Annotated in this window: 12 protein-coding genes; 7 read left to right on the forward strand and 5 right to left on the reverse strand. The window is 70.3% G+C overall.

What is annotated here, in order from left to right:
• Positions 1-2 precede the first annotated feature (2 nt).
• The 6 genes from H181DRAFT_RS00080 to H181DRAFT_RS00105 all read left to right on the forward strand — a co-directional run bounded on the left by H181DRAFT_RS00080 (position 3) and on the right by H181DRAFT_RS00105 (position 10,015).
• Entirely contained in the window at positions 3-5,768 is a 5,766-nt protein-coding gene (locus H181DRAFT_RS00080) for a type I polyketide synthase (RefSeq protein ID WP_254666644.1), read from the forward strand.
• Positions 5,765-6,508 (forward strand): 3-oxoacyl-ACP reductase FabG, encoded by a 744-nt coding sequence (gene fabG / locus H181DRAFT_RS00085; RefSeq protein ID WP_045862083.1) that lies wholly within the window; start codon positions 5,765-5,767, stop codon positions 6,506-6,508. The genes H181DRAFT_RS00080 and fabG overlap by 4 nt, the downstream gene beginning before the upstream one ends.
• Before the next feature lie 64 nt (positions 6,509-6,572).
• Positions 6,573-7,781: a cytochrome P450 gene (locus H181DRAFT_RS00090; protein WP_045862084.1), complete on the forward strand. Its 1,209-nt coding sequence runs from the start codon at positions 6,573-6,575 to the stop codon at positions 7,779-7,781.
• 65 nt (positions 7,782-7,846) lie between these two features.
• Positions 7,847-8,044 (forward strand): ferredoxin, encoded by a 198-nt coding sequence (locus tag H181DRAFT_RS00095; RefSeq protein WP_045862085.1) that lies wholly within the window; start codon positions 7,847-7,849, stop codon positions 8,042-8,044.
• Between the two features lie 119 nt (positions 8,045-8,163).
• Entirely contained in the window at positions 8,164-8,943 is a 780-nt protein-coding gene (locus H181DRAFT_RS00100; protein WP_045862086.1) for a thioesterase II family protein, read from the forward strand.
• A gap of 82 nt (positions 8,944-9,025) precedes the next feature.
• Positions 9,026-10,015: a beta-ketoacyl-ACP synthase III gene (locus tag H181DRAFT_RS00105; RefSeq protein ID WP_254666645.1), complete on the forward strand. Its 990-nt coding sequence runs from the start codon at positions 9,026-9,028 to the stop codon at positions 10,013-10,015.
• A gap of 63 nt (positions 10,016-10,078) precedes the next feature.
• Here H181DRAFT_RS00105 and H181DRAFT_RS00110 read toward each other — a convergent pair whose 3' ends face one another.
• Together H181DRAFT_RS00110 and H181DRAFT_RS00115 are read right to left on the reverse strand one after the other, a co-directional pair.
• Entirely contained in the window at positions 10,079-12,091 is a 2,013-nt protein-coding gene (locus H181DRAFT_RS00110; protein WP_052708374.1) for an AfsR/SARP family transcriptional regulator, read from the reverse strand.
• Positions 12,092-12,146: 55 nt separating this feature from the next.
• Complete coding sequence (locus tag H181DRAFT_RS00115; protein WP_045862087.1) at positions 12,147-13,541, reverse strand: salicylate synthase; 1,395 nt, start codon at positions 13,539-13,541, stop codon at positions 12,147-12,149.
• Positions 13,542-14,717: 1,176 nt separating this feature from the next.
• Between H181DRAFT_RS00115 and H181DRAFT_RS00120 the strand changes: the two genes are divergently transcribed.
• Entirely contained in the window at positions 14,718-15,383 is a 666-nt protein-coding gene (locus H181DRAFT_RS00120; RefSeq protein WP_045862088.1) for a TetR/AcrR family transcriptional regulator, read from the forward strand.
• Positions 15,384-15,466: 83 nt separating this feature from the next.
• On the opposite strand, the gene H181DRAFT_RS00125 is transcribed toward H181DRAFT_RS00120, so the two are convergent.
• The 3 genes from H181DRAFT_RS00125 to H181DRAFT_RS00135 form a co-directional block, all read right to left on the reverse strand.
• On the reverse strand, positions 15,467-16,213 hold the full coding sequence (locus H181DRAFT_RS00125; protein ID WP_107068650.1) for a thioesterase II family protein: 747 nt from the start codon (positions 16,211-16,213) through the stop codon (positions 15,467-15,469).
• Between the two features lie 68 nt (positions 16,214-16,281).
• The gene (locus H181DRAFT_RS00130) at positions 16,282-18,003 is read right to left on the reverse strand and encodes an ABC transporter ATP-binding protein (RefSeq protein WP_368073240.1); all 1,722 of its coding nucleotides are present in this window, start codon (positions 18,001-18,003) and stop codon (positions 16,282-16,284) included.
• Entirely contained in the window at positions 18,000-19,829 is a 1,830-nt protein-coding gene (locus H181DRAFT_RS00135) for an ABC transporter ATP-binding protein (RefSeq protein ID WP_254666646.1), read from the reverse strand. Before H181DRAFT_RS00135 ends, H181DRAFT_RS00130 begins: the two co-directional genes overlap by 4 nt.
• Between the last annotated feature and the right edge of the window lie 70 nt (positions 19,830-19,899).

Raw genomic sequence — 19,899 nt, forward strand, 5'->3', positions numbered from 1 at the left:
AAGTGTCACAAGCACACCAGGACCAGAACCGGGATCTCGACGGCGTCGCCCTCATCGGCATGGCCGGCCGGTTCCCCGGTGCAGGCGATGTCGAGACCTTCTGGACCCGTCTCGAAGAGGGTCATGAGGGCATCAGCACCCTGACCGACGAGGAACTGGCCGACTCCGGCGTCGATCCGGCCTTGTCGACCCGCGACGGCTACGTCAAGGCCAAGGGGGTGCTGGAGGACGGCGACCGGTTCGACGAGAGCTTCTTCGGCTACAGCCCCCGCGAGGCGGAGCTTCTCGATCCGCAGCACCGGGTCTTCCTCGAATGCGCCTGGCACGCCCTGGAGTCCGCCGGCGTCGATCCGGAACGCTTCGAGGGGCGCATCGGCGTCTTCGCCGGCGCCGGTCTCAACACGTACCTGCTGTTCAACCTGATGAACAACCAGCGGGTCCTGGACTCGGTGGGCATGTACCAGGTGCAACTCGCCTCGGACAAGGACTTCCTGGCCACCCGAACCGCATACAAGCTCGGGCTGAAGGGCCCGGCCGTGACCGTCCAGACCGCGTGCTCGACCTCTCTGACGGCCGTGCACATGGCCTCCCAGAGCCTCCTCAACGGCGAGTGCGACATCGCTCTCGCCGGTGGCGTGTCCGTGACGTCCCCGCTGCGCGAGGGCTACCAGTACGAGCTCGGCGGCATCCTCTCCCCCGACGGCAAGTGCCGTGCCTTCGACGCCGACGCCGCCGGCACGGTGCCGGGCAACGGCGTCGGCGTCGTGGCGCTGCGCCGCCTCGACGACGCACAGGAGGCCGGCGACGACATCGACGCCGTCATCCTCGCCACGGCCGTCAACAACGACGGCTCCCTCAAGGCCGGTTACACCGCGCCGAGCGTCGACGGACAGGCCGAGGTCGTCACCGAGGCCCTCGAACTGGCCGGCGTCAGCCCCGAGACGGTGGGATACGTGGAGACCCACGGCACCGGCACCTCACTGGGCGACCCCATCGAGATCGCCGCCCTCACCCGCGCTTTCCGCACCGGCACGGACGACCTGGGCTACTGCGCCATCGGCTCCGTCAAGAGCAACGTCGGCCACCTCGACGCCGCGGCCGGCGTGACCGGCCTGATCAAGGCGGCCCTCGCCCTCAAGCACGAGGCCATCCCGCCGACGCTGCACTGCGAGAAGCCCAACCCCGATCTGGAGCTGGACAGCAGCCCGTTCTTCGTCAACGGCGAACTGCGCGCATGGCCCCGCGGGGACGCGCCGCGCCGCGCGGGCGTCAGCTCCTTCGGCATCGGAGGCACGAACGTCCACGTCGTGCTGGAGGAAGCCCCTCTCCAGGACGTGGACGAGGCCGAGGGCCGGGAGACCGGCGGGACCACGGCCGAGCCCCCGGCCCGGCTGCTGCCGCTGTCCGCGAAGTCCGCGCCCGCACTGGCGGAGGCCGCCGGGCGCCTGGCCGACCACCTCGAGTCCGAGCCGGCCACCTCGCTCGACGCCGCCGCCCACACCCTGGCCTGCCGGCGCGCCCAGTTGCCCTACCGCGGCACCACCGTCGCCCGGACCACCGGTGAAGCAGTCGCCGCACTCCGGCGGCTCGCGCAGGGCGCGACCCCGGCCGTTGCGCCCGAGAGCGCCCCGGTCGCGTTCCTCTTCCCCGGCCAGGGCGCCCAGTACCCGGGCATGGCCCGACGCGTCCACGCCCGCGAGGCCGTCTTCGCCGCCGAGTTCGACCGCTGTGCGGACCTGTTCTCCCCGCTGCTGGGCCAGGACCTGCGCGATCTGGTACTCGGCCCGGACGAGCCGCAGGCCGTCCAGGAGGCCGCCGAGCAGCTGCGTGAGACCCGTCTCGCCCAGCCCGCGCTGTTCAGCGTGGAGTACGCACTGGCGAGGCTGTGGCAGTCCTGGGGCATCGAGCCGCGCGCCATGGCCGGTCACAGCATCGGTGAGTACGTCGCGGCCTGCCTGGCCGGGGTGTTCAGCCTGGAGGACGCCGTACGGCTCGTCGCCGCACGCGGACGTCTGGTCCAGGAGATGCCGCGCGGTGCCATGCTCAGCGTCTTCCTCCCGGAGGAGGAGACGCTCGCGCGCCTCGGGGACAGCGGCCTGGAACTCGCAGCCGTCAACTCCAGTGCGCTGACCGTGGTCTCGGGCAGCCCGGAAGCCGTCGCAGCCTTCGAGCAGCGGCTGAAGGACGACGGCGTGGGCTGCCGCAGGCTGCACACCTCGCACGCCTTCCACTCCTGCTCCATGGACGCCGCCGTCGAGCCCTTCACCTCCGAGGTCCGTGCGGTCGCTCTGCACCCCCCGGCGACACCGTTCCTGTCGAACGTCACCGGCACCTGGATCACCGAGGAGGAGGCGACCAGCCCCGAGTACTGGGGACGCCACCTGCGCCTGCCGGTGCGGTTCCGCGATGCCCTCGACGAGCTGCTCGCCGACCCGAACCTCGTCACGCTGGAGGTCGGCCCCGGCCAGAACCTCACCAACTTCGCCCGTGCCCATGCGGCGTGGACGCCGCAGCGGACGGGTGCCGGTTCGCTGCCGCACCCCGGGGACCGCACTCCCGAGGACGCGTACCTGCTGGAGGGCCTGGGTGCCGTCTGGAGCGCGGGCGCCTCCCTCGACTGGGACGCCGTCCAGGGCTCCGGCCGGCGCGGCACCGTGCGGCTGCCCGGCTACGCGTTCCAGCGGCGGCGCTACTGGGTCGAGCCCGCCGAGCGCCGGCGCGGCACGGAACCCGCCGTGACCTCCGCGCGCGACTGGTTCTACACCCCCGGATGGCAGCGCCTGAGCCTTCCCCAGCGGGACCAGGCGGCCGCCAGTGGCGACGTGTGGGTGGTGCTCGGCAGCGGGCTCGCTCTCGGTGACGCGCTCGCCGACCGCCTCGCGGCGAGCGGAGACCGCGTCGTGCGTGCCACCGCCGGCAGCACCATGGCGCACGACGACGAGAAGCTCACCTGGACCGTCGACCCCACCGACCGCGAACACCTGGCCGCCCTGGTGTCGTCACTGGCCGGGTCCTCCGCTCCGACCGGGGAAGGGCGGCGCTACCGCTTCCTCCACCTGTGGGCCGCGGACGGCGCGGCGGATGGCGCGCCTCCCACCTCCGAGCGTCTGGACTCCGCACGCCGCAAGGGCTTCGACAGCCTCCTCGCCCTCGCCCAGGCTCTCGGCTCCGAACGTCTGCCCGCCCCGGCCGCTGTCGACGTGCTCTGCCGCGGCGTGTACGAGGTCACCGGTGAGGAGGTGCTGCGGCCCGAGCACGCGACCCTGCTCGGTGCGGCCACCGTCATCCCCCAGGAGACCGCCGACACGAGCTGCCGCGTCCTGGACGTCACCGGCACGGACCCGTCCGGCCCGTCCGAGAGCGCCGTCGGCGCCCTGCTCGCCGCACTCGCCTCTCCCGGCACGGAGAGCGAACTCGCCCTGCGCGGACGCCACTGGTGGGTACGCGGCTTCGACCGGGCGGGACGGCTCGGCGGGACCGCGGACGAAGGGGAACGCACCAAGCTGCGCGACGGCGGTGTCTACCTCCTCACCGGGGGACTCGGCGGCATGGGGCTGGCCATGGCCGAGCAGATCGCGGAGACCGCCGACAGCCCCGTCCTCGGGCTGCTGGGCCGTTCGGCCTTCCCGGCCCCCGCCGACTGGGACGGCCACCTCGCCGCCCTCGAGGACTCCGACCCGACGAGCGCCGTGATCCGGCGGCTGCGCCGTCTGGAGTCCGGCGGTGCCCGCGTCGTCCTGCTGCGGGCCGACGTCACCGACGAGGAGCAGATGCGGCGGGCCGTCGGAGAGCTGCGTGCGCAGGCGGGGCCGCTCGACGGCGTCGTCCACGCCGCCGGCCTGCCCTCCCAGGGCATGATCGTCACCAAGTCCGCGGAGGACGCGGGCCAGGTCCTGGCCGCGAAGACGCACGGTCTGCTCGTACTGGACCGGGTCTGCCGCGAGGACGAGGTGGACTTCGTGCTGCTGTGCTCCTCGGTCACCGCCGTCCTGGGCGGGCCCGGGCAGAGCGATTACGCCGCCGCCAACGCCTTCCTCGACGCGTGGGCGCAGTACATGCGCCGCGAGACCTCGCTGCCGGTCACCGCCGTCGGCTGGGACACGTGGCAGGACGTCGGCATGGCGGCCGGCCTCGGCTCCCGCTTCAGCCTCGACTCCGGCACCCCGCTCGACGACCATCCGCTGCTGCATCGCCTTGTGCGTTCGACGGCCGCCTCCCGGACGTACAGCACGGTCTTCAGCACCGCCGACAGCTGGATCGTCGACGATCACCGCATCCAGGAACACGGCCTCGTGCCGGGCACCACCTACCTGGAACTGGTCCGGGCCGCCCTCGCGGAGCCCGCGGCGGAGGCCGGGCGGGACATCGAGATCAACGACGTGCAGTATCTGACCCCGGTCGTGGTTCCCGACGGGCAGACCCGCGAGGTCTTCACCACCGTCGAGGAGCACGACGGCCGGTGGAACTTCGTCGTGCAGAGCCGCACCGGCGCGCCGGGGGCCGTCTCCTGGGCCGAGCATGCGCGGGGCACCGTCACGTTCCAGGAGCGGGAGCCGGAGACCGTACGGGACCTGGCGGAGGTCCTCGCCCGCTGCGAGGTGGAAGAGGTCCTCGACACCGAAGAGACGATCAAGACGGGTCTCCGCCTGGACCGGTTCGAGAAGGGCGGCCCCCTGGAGTTCTCCTTCGGGCCGCGCTGGAAGTGCATGCGGGAGATCCAGGTCGGTCCGAAGCGGGTGATGGCCACTCTGAGCCTGGACGAGGAGCACCACGGCGACCTCGACCGCTACCTGCTGCATCCGGCGCTGCTCGACGCCGCCGGCGGCACTGCCCGCGTCCACGCCCCGGACACCTACTACCTGCCCTTCAGCTACCGCAGCCTGCGGGTCTTCCACGGCCTGACCAGCACCGTCCACGTCAGCGTCGAGTTGAAGGAGGCCGAGGACGCCGCCGGTGAGACCAGCACCTGCGACCTCGAGATCCTCGACCCCGGCGGCCGGCTCCTGGTACGGATCGGCGACTTCACCATCAAGCGGATCAACGATCTGGAGGGCCTGCGCGAGCAGATCGCGCGCGCTGCCGAACCGCCCGAGCACGACCAGGACTCGGACGCGCAGGAGGAGGGCCTCGGGGCGGCAGCTGGGGCCGGGGTACTCCGTACCCTCGCTGAGGGCATCACCGAGCAGCAGGGCAAGGAGGTCTTCGCCCGTCTCCTCTCCGTCGGCGACCTCCCCGGGCACGTGGTCGTCTCCCACCGCGACTTCACCGCCGTACGGGAACTGGCGGGCTCTTTGACGCCCGCGCTGCTCGAGGAGGAGATGGGCCAGTTCGCTCCGCCCGGCACCTCCCACCCGCGGCCGGACCTCGACACGCCCTACGTCGCCCCGCGCACCGACCTCGAGCGCGAAGTCGCCGAAGTGTGGCAGGAGATCCTCGGGGTCGAGCCGGTCGGTGTCGACGACGACTTCTTCGCTCTGGGCGGCCACTCGCTGACCGCCGTGCAGATCGGCACACGCGTCAAGAGCCGAGTGGGCGTGGAGGTCGATCTGCGGGCCTTCTTCGAGAACCCCACTGTGGCGCACACCGCCGAACTGCTGGAGGCCGGGAACCGTTCGGAGGAGGTCATCGAGGTCCTCAGCCGCCACGAGGACGAGCCGGACACCGGCCTGGACGAGATCGCCGGCCTCTCGGACGACGAGGTCGAGGCGCAGCTCCGGGCGCTGCTGGACGAAGACACCGACGGTCAGCAGAACGGAGGCGAGCGATGAACCAGGACAGTCCGGTGGCTCTCGTAGCGGGCGGCTCGCGCGGGATCGGCCGTGCCGTGGCGCTGCAACTCGCCGGCGACGGCTTCGACGTGGCGGTGTGCTACGCGTCCGACACGACGGCGGCGCAGAGCCTGGAGAAGGAGATAGCCGCGCTGGGACGGCGTTGCTACATCCGCCGGACCGATGTCAGCGACAGTTGCGCGGTGGAGGACCTGGTGGACGGGATCGAGGACGCTCTCGGGCCCGTCGAGGCGGTGGTCACCTCAGCGGCAGTGCTCCGGGACGGTCCGCTGTCGGCGATGGAGGACGAGGACTGGGCGGACGTCCTGCGCGTCAACCTCGACGGGGTGTACTACGTCTGCCGGACCGTCATCAACAGCATGATCGAGCGCCGGCGGGGAGCCATCGTGACGATGTCCTCCATCGCCGGCCTGCACGGCAACTCCGGACAGACCAACTACGCCGCCTCCAAAGCCGGGATCATCGGTTTCACCAAGTCCCTGGCCCGTGAGGTCGGCAGGTACGGCATCCGCGCGAATGTGGTCGTGCCCGGTTTCGTGGCCACCGACCCGGTGATGGACCTGCCGGCCGACATGCGCAAGCGGTTCGAGGAACGTGTCCCTCTGGGCCGGTTCGGAACACCGCAGGAGGTCGCCGAACTCGTCTCCTTCCTGATCTCGGAGCGAGCGGCGTACATCACCGGTTCCACCTTCCAGATCGACGGCGGCATGGCCGTATGACTCCGCGCGGACAGGCTCCGTCCTGCTCCCCCACCCGAACCCGTACCGACGCCGAAGGCTCACGATGACCCACACAAGCTGCCCCTTGTCCAACGGCCTGCCCACCCACCGGGAGAACCCCCTCGACCCGCCGGAGATCTTCGGCGAGCTGCGCTCCGAGCAGCCCATTGCGCCGATGGTCTTCCCCGACGGCCACGAGGGCTGGGTGGTCACCGACTACGCCCTGGCCCGGGAGCTGCTGGTCGATCCGCGGCTCAGTTCGAAGGGCTCCTTGAAGCACCTGGCGTTCCCGTCCGACCGGGCGATGGACTTCGACTTCGAGAAGGACCTCCCGCCCGGCCAGTTCGAGCACATGGACCCGCCGGAGCACACCCGCTACCGCAAGCTGCTCACCTCGGACTTCACCCTGCGCCGCATGCGGAGGCTCGTTCCCCGCATCGAGGCGATCGCCGCCGACCGGGTGGCGGCGATGCGCCGGAAGGGCCCCCCGGCGGATCTGGTGCACGACTTCGCCTTCCCCATGTCGTCACAGGTCATCTGTGAGCTGCTGGGCATCCCCGTGGAGAGCCGGGACAGCTTCGAAGCGGACTCGTCCAAGCTGCTCAACCTCGACACCGCGCCCGAGGAAGTGCTCGGCGCCCTGCACAACATCACCGGGCTGCTCGGCAAGGTCGCCGCGCAGAAGTCGGCCGAACCCGGCGACGACCTGCTCACGAAGCTGGTCACGAGCGGGGAGGTCGACGAGGCCGAGCTGATCGGCATGTCACTGCTGCTGCTGGTCGCCGGGCACGAGACCACGGCGAACATGCTCTCCCTCGGCATCTACACGCTGCTGCGCGAGCCGGACCAGCTTGCCAGGCTGCGCGCCGACGACAGCCTCCTCGAGGGGGCGGTGGAGGAGCTGCTGCGCCTCCTGACGATCGTGCACATCGGGGTACAGCGCAGTCCGACGGAGGACATGGAGATCCGCGGGGTCCCGGTCAAGGCCGGCCAGACCGTGCTGATCCATCTGCCCAGCACCAACCGCGACCCCGTGCGCTTCCCCGATCCCGACCAGCTCGACGTCACCCGGCGCGCGGTCGGCCATCTGACCTTCAGTCACGGCATCCACCAGTGCCTGGGCCAGCAGCTCGCCCGTCTCGAGCTGCGGGTCGGCTACGCCACGCTGCTGCGCGAGTTTCCCGACCTGCGCCTCGCGGTGCCGGCGGAGGAAGTCCCCATGCGCGAAAACATGACGGTCTACGGCGTGCACGAACTGCCAGTCGCCTGGTGAAGGCCGGACTGCGCCGAACCGGAGTCGGCGCCGGGAGAACCACGAGGACACGGAGGCGAAACACCTTGCAGATCCAGACTGACCCGGAAATCTGCGTCGGCGCGGGCATGTGCGCCCTGACCGCACCCGACATGTTCGACCAGTCCGAGGAGGACGGGACCGTCGTGCTGCTGCGGGACGACCTGCCCTACGAGGGCGCCGAGGACGACGTACGGGAAGCGGTGGAGCGCTGTCCCTCGGGCGCGCTGAGACTGGCCGACTGACCGCGCCGCTCGTGTGCGGACGGCCGCATACCTGGCCTCCGCACGCTGCCGGTGCCGGTTCGGTCGGACGGCACCGGCGGTGACGGCGAACCACCCTCGAACGAAGGAGATTCCGCCCGGTGCGCAACCCATGGTTTGCTCAGGGAGAGCCACAGGACCTCCCCGGTGTCCGTCTCTTCTGCCTCCCGTACGCCGGCGGCAGTGCCGCGTCCTACCGGGAGTGGAACGAACGTGCTTCCGGTTTCGGACAGGTGTGTCCTCTGGAGCTTCCCGGCCGGGGCGGGCGGTCGGGGGAGCCTCCGGTCAGCAGGCTGCCGCTGCTGGTCGACATGGTTGCGGACGCCCTGGCCGGATATCTGGACCGCCCTTACGCGCTGTTCGGCCACAGCATGGGCGGGCTGCTCGCCTTCGAACTCTGCCGGGTTCTCAACGACCGTGGCCTGCCCCAGCCGGCGCATCTGTTCGTCTCCGGAGCAGCCCCTCCGGAGTTGCCGCGTCCCCGGCTGCCGGTGCATGCCGCGCCGGACACCGATGTCCTCGAGGAGTTGCGCTTCATCGGCGGTACGCCGCCCGAGATCCTCGACGATCCCGAGCTGGTGGAAATGCTGCTGCCCGTCCTGCGCGCCGACTTCTCCGTGCTGGAGACCTACCAGTACCGCGCCCGGCCACCGCTGAGCGTCCCCATGACCGTCTTCGGCGGCGACGCGGACCCGGTGGTGGCGAGCACGAGAATGCAGCGGTGGCAGCGGCACACCCGCGCCCGTTCGCGGCTGATCGTCCTCCCCGGCGACCACTTCTTCCTGCACTCGGCGACGGCGGAGGTGATGAGAGCGATCACCGACGTCCTGCGCCAGGTGGTGCCGGAGGCCCTTCCAGGCCCGCGGGGAAGCATGGCGTGACCTGCCCGGCCTCCTGGTCCTGGCTCGCGCGGCTCCTCGTTCGCTTTCCCCGGAACTGTGACCCCTGACGCTCACTTCCCGTTTGCCGAACAACATCCTCGGAGGACTCGTGCCCGCCCCCCTCACCGGCTCCCGGATACTCTCGGTCGCCCATCACCAGCCGACGCGCGTGCTGACGAACGACGATCTGTCCACGATGGTCGACACGTCGGACGAGTGGATCAGATCCCGTATCGGCATCTCCACCCGCCATATCGCCGCGGCGGACGAAAGCGTCGTCGACATGGCGGCGGACGCCGCGGCCAAGGCCATCGCCCTGGCAGGTGTGGACGCCGCCGACATCGACCTGGTGGTCGTGGCGACCAGCACCGCGGTGGACCGTATGCCGAGCGTCGCCGCCCGTGTAGCCCGTCGCCTGGAGATCCCGGCAGCAGGCGTCTTCGACGTCAACGCCGCCTGTGCCGGCTTCACTTACGCTCTGGCCACCGCGAGCATGGCCGTACGCGGCGGCGACAGCCGGACCGCGCTCGTCGTCGGTGCGGACAAGATGAGCGACTTCCTGGACTGGCAGGACCGCTCCACGTGCGTGATCTTCGGGGACGCAGCCGGTGCCGCGGTCGTCGGCGCGGGAGCAGACCACATCGGGCCCGTGGTGTGGGGCTCGCAGCCGGAGCGCGGTTCGGCCATCACCCTGGGAACCTCCGGCCCGGACGGGCCGCGGGCCCTCTTCCGGCAGGACGGACACGTCGTCTACCGATGGGCGCTGACCACGCTCGCCCCGCTCGCCCGCAAGGCATGCGAACGGGCCGGCATCATGGTCTCCGACCTGGCCGCTGTCGTCACCCACCAGGCCAATGTGCGGATCATCGACGCCGTGACCGAGAAGCTCGGTGCCACCCGTGCCGTCGTCGCGCGCGATGTCGTCGATTCCGGCAACACGTCCGCGGCCAGCATCCCTCTCGCGTTCTCGAAACTCATCGAGAGCGGCCAGATCTCCAGCGGTGACCCTGTGCTGCTCTTCGGGTTCGGTGCCGGGCTGTCGTACGCGGCGCAGACGGTCCGCTGTCCGTAGCACCGCCACGGGCACGGCACGAGGCGGGGACCGGCGGTCCCCGCCTCTGACCGTCCGTGCCGGTCACGTGACGTGCGAGAGCCTGTCCTCTTCCGCTGGTGCGGTGTGGTGGGTGACGAAGTCCTCCTGCTCCCCGAGCAGTCGGATCAGCGCCAGGTCCCGGTCCGTCTTGGACTCCTGCTGTGCGCACTCTGCCGCGTAGAGCCCGACCAGGCCGTGGAACTGGTAGCGGCCGTCGGACACCCGCTCCAGAAGGTGGTTGTCGGCCAGCAGGACGAGCAGCCGCCGGGCCGTGTCGAGGCTCGTGTCCGCCAGGGTGGCGGCCAGGTTCACGGTGACCGGGCTGTCGGCGTGCAAGCCCAGGTACCGGAACATCCGCGCGGCCTCTGCCGGCAGCGCCTGGTACGAAGCTCCGAAGACCGTACGGAGGTTGGCGGCCGCATCACCCTCCACAGTGAGGTTGTCTAACAGCCCGCGCGGATCGGTGTAGTTCTCGACCGCAGTGCACAGCGGCACGTGCTGGATCTGGCTCAGTCTTTCGACGGCGCAGCGCAGTGCCAGCGGCAGCCCCCCGCAGATGCGTGTGAGGCGCATGATGGCCGCCTTCTCACCTCGAAGCCGGTCTCCGCCCAGATCAGTGAGCAGCTGCGCCGACTCCAGCTCGGACAGCGGGCCGACCCCGATCAGGTGGGCCCCGTCACGGACCGCCAGTCCGCTGAGCCGCCGCCGGCTGGTGGCCAGCACGCACGAAGCGCCCCGTGGGATCAGCGGCCGTAGCTGGTCGGCGCTGAGCGCGTCGTCGAGGACCACCAGCATGCGCCGTCCGTACAGCAGGCTGCGGTAGAGACTGACGCGTCCGGCGAGGTCGTAGGGCATCCGCGAGTCGTCCACACCGAGGCTGCGCAGCAGTTGGGCGAGGGCTTCCGCCGCCGAGAGAAAGCTGCCCTGCAGACCGGTGCCTCCGAGGTCGACGAACAGCTGTCCGTCCGGGAAGCGGTCCTTGAGCCTGCGTGCCGCCTCCAGTACGACCGCTGTCTTGCCCACTCCGGCCAGGCCGTCGAGCACGGCCACGGGTGTGTTCTCACCGGGTCGGGCCCCCTCGTCGGCGAGGGCCTGCTCCAGACGGGAGAGTTCCGCCGTACGGCCGACGAAGCCCCTGGCCAGAGGCGGAAGCTGGACGGGTAGCGGCGTATGGAGCGGGAGTACGTCCCTGCCGGGTTCGCCGGCCGGCTGCGGGGTGGCCGGCCGCGTCGCGGCCGACTGTGTTGCCGTCGGCTGCGTTGCGGCCGACTGGTCACGGCAGGCGGTGACCTCGCGCCCCGCAAGTATCTCCTGGTGCAGGTTGCGCAGTTCCGCGCCCGGATCGATGCCCAGTTCCTGGTTCAGCAGATGCCGGGTCTCGGTGTACACGGCAAGCGCGTGAGCCTGCCTGTCGCAGCGGTAGAGCGCGAGCATCAGCAACCACCGCAGCTTCTCGCGCAGCGGCTCCTGTGCCGCCGCCGCTGACAGGTCGGCCACGACCTCCGCGTGCCGCTCCGCCTGCAGCATGTCCGACGCCCATTCCTCGAGGGCCGTCATCCTCAGGTCCTGCAGCCGGGTCCGCTCCATCGCCGCGAACGGGCCCGGGATGCCTGCGAACGCCTCGCCGTGCCACAGCGACAGGGCGTCCTCGTACATCGCGAGGGCGCTGCCGGAGTCGGCACGTGATTGACGTGCCTGCGCGTGGCGCTGCTGGAACCGGATGACGTCCACGGCTTCGGGGCTCACCCGCAGGCAGTAACCGCCCGCCGACGAGTCGATCGCCGAGCTGCTGCCTCGCCGGCTGCGGCCCGGGTCCAGCGCGCAGCGCAGCCCGGCCACGTAGGTGTGGACACCGTTGGTGGCAGTGCGCGGGATCTCACTCCCCCACACGGCGTCGATGATGCGGTCGATCCCTACGACATCGCCGGGACGGCTCGCCAGCAGCGCGAGGACAGCGCGCTGCTTCGGCGGGCCCAGGGCGATCTCCTTCCCGTTCCGCCAAGCGCGGATGGGACCCAGTAGCTGAATTGATATGCCTTCCCCCGTGGTCAGCATGCCCTCGTCGCCTCCAGAAGTGGGTGCTTAGTGGCCATCGATGCCCGTGCCCCGGTCAGCTGCGTAACGCAGCGCGAGGGGGCCGTGCACTGGACGATGTGGTTCCCGCGGCCTCGGTCCGCACCAGCACAGACGTGGCCACGGATCTGAGCTTCTCCCGCGTCTCTTCGAGCTCGCGGTCGGGCCGCGAGTCCTCGACGATGCCCGCGCCGGCCCGCAGCCAGGTCCGGCCTCCATGCGCGTAGACGCTGCGCAGAACCAGCGCGGCGTCCATGGTGCCGCGCTCGGTGACTTTGAGGACGGACCCGGCGTACGGCCCGCGATGGCTGCGCTCATGTCTGCGAATGGCCTGGTAGGCCGCAAGCTTGGGCACTCCGGAGGCCGTGATGGCCGGGAAGACCGCGGCGAACGCGTCCCATGCGCTCGTGCCTTCGGGCAAGCGGCCGCTGACTCTCGAGGCCAGGTGCTGGACGGAACCCCGCTCCTTGATGGACATGAACTCCTCGACGACGGCCGTCTCCGGTTCGCACAGCCCGGCCAGTTCGTCGACCGCGAGCTTCACGGAGATGGCGTGCTCGTGCACCTCTTTGGGGTCCGAGAGGAGGTCCTCCTGGAGCTTGCGGTCGAGGTCGGCATCGCCCGTGAGGGCGCGAGTGCCGGCGAGCGGCTGGCTGGACACGCGGCGGTCGTCGGAGACTTCGAGGACCGTTTCGGGGCTGAACCCGAAGCAGCGCAATCCGCCCATGTCCAGAAGGAAGGACCGGGCCGGGGTGTTGTTCCGGCGCCCCAGCCGGTACCCCGCCGGAAAGTCGATCTCGGTCTCAACGGGTACTTCACGAGAGAGGATGGCTTTCTGCAGCCCGCCGGCACGGATCTCTGCGACCACGGATGCCACGCTGCGCCGGTAGTCCTCGGCACCGGTCTCCAGGTTTACCTGAAGGGGCGTCAGTCCGGCCCGCCGGGCTTCCGCGTCACCGGCTGCCGCCTCCGCCTCGATGCGGCACAGCGCTCTCTCCATGCCGGGCAGCGCGGCGGCGTTGAGGCTGCGCAGGATGGCCTGGCTGCCGGACAGCCGGATCTCGGTCTCCGGGATCACCAGGTGCAGCAGGGTCTGCGCGCCCACGTCCAAACCCGCGATGGCGTGGGAGAGTTCGAAGGCGCTCCAGCCGTACGCGGTCCAGTCGGCTATCGGCAGGTCGGAGAGGAACTCCCGCACCGCGACCAAGGGGTCCCCCGACCACGGTTCCTCATGGCTCTCGCCGAGTGCTCTGGTCCGCACGGTCCCGGCGTCCACGATCACCTCGGCGGCCACGCCGTTCGCTATGGACAAACCGTCCGGCGCCTCGTAGATCACGTAAGTATCGGAAAGTTCCGATTCGGCGAGACCGACGGCGATCTCCAGCGGTTCACGTGCAGTTTCTACCACGGCAGTGCGATAGTGAGCCTTCATTTCACTTCCTCCGAGTGAAGGGCGTGCCCGCTCTTAGGGGAGTTGCACCAAACCCGCCGTCGACAGTCTTTTACCTCCTATTGGTTTAAGGGGTTCTTCGCCAGGGACATGACACATCAATCAGCTAAATCCGCGTCACGCAACCGATAAGGCAGGGACTTCGAAGGGCAAATACACCATGTGCACATACGGAATGAGTGTGATTCACGCCACATCAGCGCGAAGGCACACTCAATGAAGATCGTCCGAGTCGACAGGTTTCCCCCGTGCTCCCCCGGGGAAGCAATTAAGGCTGATCACTCCGGGAAGAACTCTACCCTGGACTGATCGTTCTCTATTCTCGCCCCGTGCGCCATGCGCACCCACCAGCGGATGAAAATGCAATCTCGCCACCTCGGCACCCCACAAGCCACGGCATACAGACGGCACATCGATCGAACTGGCCAGCGACTGTACTGATCTGACTTCCGCAGATCAACCGGCCGTTGAAAAGGCTTCTTGTTTACCAGCACCCCGAGCAGGGTCGACGGAAGCGAATGTTTTCGGCAGCAGTTCGAGCATGCCAAATACGTCGCAACGCCCCACCCCGGGCGTTTTCCAAGTGCCGGGCGGCTTCGGAGTACCGCTCTCATCCCCGTTCAGGGAACCGGAGGGCCCCCTTTTATGCGCGTCGCACACCTCGTCCGCCGACCGCGGGCGGATTACCCCGGAGGCGAGGCAGGTCCGCGCGCCGAGAAGGCGGCGGCAGGAGCTGCCGGGGATGCAGCCGCCGGCACCGGGGCGCATGACTGCGCGCCGGAACTGTCGGAGCAGAGCGAGAGCCGGCCGACGCACCGGAAGGACGACACCGACGCCCCTCCCGACCGCCGCAACGGGGGTCGCCAATTGGACGGAAGGCCTGGGCGGGCCGGCGGAATGAACGCCGGAACCCGCTCGCTGCAACACCTTCCGGCCATCTGACCCGAGGTTTTCGTACACACGCGTTATACACGTACGATAAAGTAGCGGTGTTTGAGTTGGTTGTCACCCCCACCGTCACTTTGGTCTCAGCCCCGCGGGCGGCAGACGGGCGGACTTCCGAAGCATTCCCAGGGCAGGGGACGTTCACAGCGCCACGGTCCCCACGCCGTGCTGGGCCGCGGAAGCGGTCGCCGATTCGTGGAGGAAGATGGACCGATGCACTCTCAACCGAAGCACGCTGGGCGAACCGGCCGCCCGCCCCGGCTCTCGCAGGAGACGATCATCTCCGCTGCCCAGGCTCTGCTTGCGGCCGAAGGTGCCCGTGGTCTGTCGATGAGACGTCTGGCCCGAGAGCTCGACAGCACGCCGATGGCGCTCTATCACCACGTGCGTGACAAGGACGACTTGCTGCTGCTCCTGCTGGAGGAGCACGCCAGGACGATCTCCCGCCCCACGTTGCCCGAGGACCCGCGCGACCGGATGATCGCTGCGGGCCAGTTGCTGCACGATGTACTCGCCGGCTGCCCCTGGATCGTCGAAGTCCTCGCCTCGGACGACCTCATGGCCAAGTCCGCGCTGTGGATCGTCGAGGCCATCGTCGATGCCGCCGTCGAAAGCGGCCTCAGCCCCGAACGGGCCGTCGACGCCTACCGCGCCGTCTGGTACTACACCGCGGGCGAGTTGATGATACGAGTGAGCCGGGAACGCCGGGCTGCCGAAGCCTCGCGGCCCTCGCACCGCGACCAGACTTTCGCCAGCCTGTCGCCGGACAGCTACCCCCGGCTGTCGTCCCTGGCCGGCCAGTGGCCGGAACTGACCTGTCGCGATACGCACCGTCAGAGCCTCGAAGCCCTTGTCGACGGGCTGTTGGCCCGGAGCTGACGGGGTGCGGACGAGCGGAAGCCACGGTCCGGGAGCACCCCGGTGCGGCTGGCCGCGACGCTCCGGGGCGTGACCGGACGGATTCACGGCATGGAGGGCCATGCCTCTGCCGTGGCGCCCGCGGCCCGGCGCCCCTCGGCCATGACGAGACCGAGGACCTCCCGGCGGTGCTCCTCGAGATAGAAGTGGTCTCCCGGCAGGACGTGCCACCGGCAGGGGCCCTCCGTGGCCTCGTCCCATGCCGCGGCCTCCCGCTCGTCGACCTCCGGGTCCTGGTCCCCGTAGAGGACGGTGACCGGGCAGCGCAACGGCGCACCGGGGAGCGGCCGGTAGGTCTCGATCAGCTGATAGTCGCGACGGATGGTGGGCAATACGGCCGCCATCAGCGACTCGTCGCCCAGGATGCCGCTGCTCGTGCCGCCGAGACGGCGCATGTCGGCCACGAGCTCGTCGTCGCTTCCGAGATGCAAGGTGCCCGGGCGTGACAGTGCGGGTGCGGGGCGGCCGGAGACGACCAGGGCTGCGGGCTCCCGGCCGGCGGCGGTCAGACCGCGGGCGACTTCCCAGGCCACGGCCGCGCCCATGCTGTGGCCGAACAGCACGGTCGGCAGCGGTGCGGCGTCCTGCCGTCCGGCCAGGATGTCGTCGGTGATCGTTCCGGACAGTTCGGCCATGTCGGTGTGGGCCGGCTCGTGGTACCGGTCCTCGCGGCCCGGATACTGGACCACTGCGAACTCCACGTTCCAGGGCGCTTCCACGGCCCACTTGCGGTAGTGGCCCGCGGTGCCGCCGGCGTGCGGGAAGCACAGGACCCGGGCGCGTGCGTACATGCGGGGCGCCGGACGGCGGATCGCGCTCCCCGGCTGAGGCCGTGTCAGAGGTTCAGGGGACATCTCGCTCACTCACTCGGTACGGATGCCAGGGAGGCCTGCCAGAACTGGGCGTAGCGCCCCTTCCGGTGCAGTAGTTCCTCGTGCGTTCCCTGTTCGACGACGTGGCCGCCGTCCAGGAAGACGATGGAGTCCGCCTGTTGGACGGTGCGCAGCCGGTGTGCGACCACGACCACGGTCCGTCCCCGCAGCAGGCGGTTGAGGGCGTTCTGGACGGCGCGTTCGCTCTCCGCGTCCAGGCAGGCGGTCGCCTCGTCCAGCAGGACGATGGGAGCGTCCTTCAGAAGTGCCCGTGCGATGGAGACGCGTTGGCGCTCACCGCCGGAGAGCACCGCGCCGCCCTCCCCCACCCTGGTCGACCAGCCGTCCGGGAGGCAGGCGATGGTCTCCTCCAGTTGTGCTGCTGCCGCGGCGGCCCGGACGTCGGCGTCGTCGGCGTCGGGCCTGCCGAGGCGTATGTTCTCCTCGATGGTGCCGTCGAAGAGATAGATGTCCTGGAGGACGGCGGAGATGCGGCTCATCAACTCCCCCGTGCCGATGTCCCGTACGTCCACGCCGCCGACGCGCACGGCCCCGGCATCCACGTCGTGGAACCTCGCCATCAGCTGGAGCAGGGTGGTCTTGCCCGAGCCCGGGGGCCCTACGACGGCGAGGCGTGTGGCTTCGGGGACGATCAGGGAGAGCTGGTCGAGGACGGTAACGCCGCCTCTGCGGAAGGTGACCGCGTTCAGGGCGAGATCGTTGCCGCGGGGCTCGACCGGTTCGTCGGTTTCGGGCAGCGCGTTCTCGCGCAGTACGGCCTCCAGGCGCTGCAACTCGCCCCGGGAGGCCCGCATCTGACCGCTGAGGTCGGACAGCGACAACAGCGGGTCCACACAGCGGGCGGCGAGGACCAGCAGCGCCAGCACCTCGGCCGGCCCGGTCCGTCCGCCCAGCGCCGTGACGGTCCCGAGCACCAGCAGGGCGGTGAAGACGGCCTGCACGCTGAACGACAGGCCCAGGACTCCGGGCAGTGCCGACAGGGCGGAACGCCGCAGGCTGAGCCGCTGCCCCTCCAGCGCGTTCTCCATTTGCCGGAGTCCGTCTGTCGTCAGGCCCCCTATCCGCAGCACAGGCTGGGCGCGCAAGTACTCGAGAACCCGTCCGGCCGCCTTCTCGTCGCGCCGTGCGCGCTCGGCGTCCTGCGCCGCGGTGGCCCGGCCGGTCCAGGCCAGCGTGGCCGCGACGACCGGTACGGCCGCCAGGGCCGCGAGGCCCATCCGCCAGTCGTAGAAGAGCAGCACGGCGACCACCGTGAGCGGGGTGACGCAGGCGCCGATGAACGGCTGGAAGCGGCGGGCCGGGACTGTCATGGCCTGGAGGACAGTGCGGCTGGCGAGTGCCGACACCTCCCCGATACGGCGGGGGGTGTACCAGCCCAGGGGCAGTCGGGCCAGATGGTCGCCGAGCCGGTGGTGGAGGCCGCGGGAGAGCACGGGTCCGGCCCGGTAGCCGGACACGTCCGCGTAGTAGCGCAGGACGGCTGCGACGGCCGCGGCTGCCGCGAAGGCACCCAACCAGGGCCAGGCATCGACGGGTTCGCCGCCGAAAAGGGTGGTGAGCATGGGGACCAACAGCGCGTAGGAGAGGCCCTCCGCCGCTGCGGTCGCAGTCATCAGAACGAGCGTGCGCCGCAGTTGGGCGGCGTGCTCGCGGCCGAGGACGCGCAGTAGCAGACGGATCAACGTCACTCGCCTCCTTGTGTGATCGTGTCGCGATCGTGCGAGGCGGCGTCGGGCAAGCCCAGCCGGGATTCCCAGATCGCAGCGAACCGTCCGTCCGCCGCCAGGAGTTCGGCGGGCGAGCCGGACTCCGACACGGCTCCGTCTTCGAGGACGACGACGGTGTCGGCCTCCGCGATGGTCTCCAGGCGGTGGGCGACGACCAACTGGGTCCGGTTCTCCCGGAGTGTGTCCAGAGCCCGCCGCATCTCGTGCTCCCTGCGGGGGTCGGCGAAGGCGACGGCTTCGTCGAGCACCAGCACCGGCGCCTCGATCAGCAGTGCACGGGCGATGGAGACGCGCTGTGCCTCGCCTTCGGAGAGGGTGACGTCCTCACCGATGACGGAGTCGTAGCCACGGGGCAGTTCGAGGATTCGGTCATGGATGCGGGCGAGACGGGCGGCGCGGACGATGTCGTCCCGGTCGGCGTGGGGGACCGCCAGAGAGATGTTCTCGGCGACGCTGGCGCGGAGGAGTCTGACGTCCTGGAAGACGAAGGAGACCCGGCGGTAGAGGTCTCGGGTGGCGATGTCCCGCAGGTCGACCCCGCCGAGCAGGACACTGCCGTGTGTCGGGTCGCAGAACCGCGGCAGCAGCTGGGCGAGGGTGGATTTGCCGCTTCCCGACGGGCCCACCAGCGCCGTGACGGTGCCTGGCGCGAGTACGAGGTCGATGCCGCGCAGGACCTCGTGTCCGGGCTCGTACGAGAAGTGGACGTCGCGCAGCTCGACTTGGGCGCCGAGCGGGGGCAGGGGCCGGGCCGGCTCGGGCAGCGGGGGCGCTTCGAGGAGAGCGCGGATGCGGCCGGCGGCCCTCCGGGCCACCTGCACGTCGTCGAGGCCGTGTCCCAGGGCGGCGATGGGAGCGGTCAGCGCGAGAGCCAGCAGCAGGAAGGGCAGCAGGTCCGACGCCGGCGCAGTGCCGAAGGTGATCAGGGCGGTGCCGCCGGTGAGGACCAGGACCAGCACGAAGGGCGGGGAGAGCACCAGGGAGGCCAGGGCACCCAGGCCCGACACACCCAGCACCCAGCCCAGGAAGTAGTCGGCGAAGTCGTCCGCTGCCTTGATGAAGGCGCGGTGCGCTCGACCCGATGCGCCGAAGGTCTTCACCACGGAGATGCCCTGGACGAACTCGACGGCGGATCGGGCGATCCGGCCCATGGCCTCGTCCAGGGCCAGTCGGTCACGTCGCCGGCTGGCCGACATGAGCTTGAGGTTCAGCACGAGGCCCAGCAGAACCGGGATCAGCGCGATCAGGGTGAGCCACACGTTGACGGCGAAGAGGTAGATCAGGGAGACCAGCGGTACGACGACCGCGGAGGTGATCTCCCCCGGGGTGTGCGCGGTCAGCGGGTGCAGTGCAGCCACGTCGTCACGTACGACCTGGCCGAGTTCGCCGGAGCCGCGCCGCGCGTACCAGCCGAGCGGGACTCGGCCCAGGCGCTCGCCGAGCGAGCGCCGCAGTGAGAGCTGGAGTTCGCCGTCGAGGAGATGCCCGACAACCGAGGAGAGGCCCGCGAAGAGCACTCGGACGAGCAGGCCGCCGGCTCCGACGGCGACGACGGTCCACACATGGCTCTCGTCCACCGGTTCGGGCGAAAACAGGACCCGGCCCAGCTCCACGACGGCGATGAAGGGAGCGAGACCGCCGAGGGCGCTGACGATCTGCAGGAGAAGGACGGCGCTCAGGCGGAGCCGGTAGGGCCATAACATCTCGACGAGCGGGTTCCGTCCGGCGGTTCCGGCGATCGCGGCGGCCGCTCCGCCCCGCTGTATGGAGTCCGCTTCGGTGGTCACTGCCGCCCCTCCTTCGCCGACGCTCCGAGGCCGTCGGCTGCCGGGCAGCCGGGCGGCGAAGTGCCGGCTG

This window comes from Streptomyces sp. WMMB 714 (assembly GCF_900090125.1).
In the GTDB taxonomy this organism is placed as follows: Bacteria; Actinomycetota; Actinomycetes; order Streptomycetales; family Streptomycetaceae; genus Streptomyces; species Streptomyces daqingensis.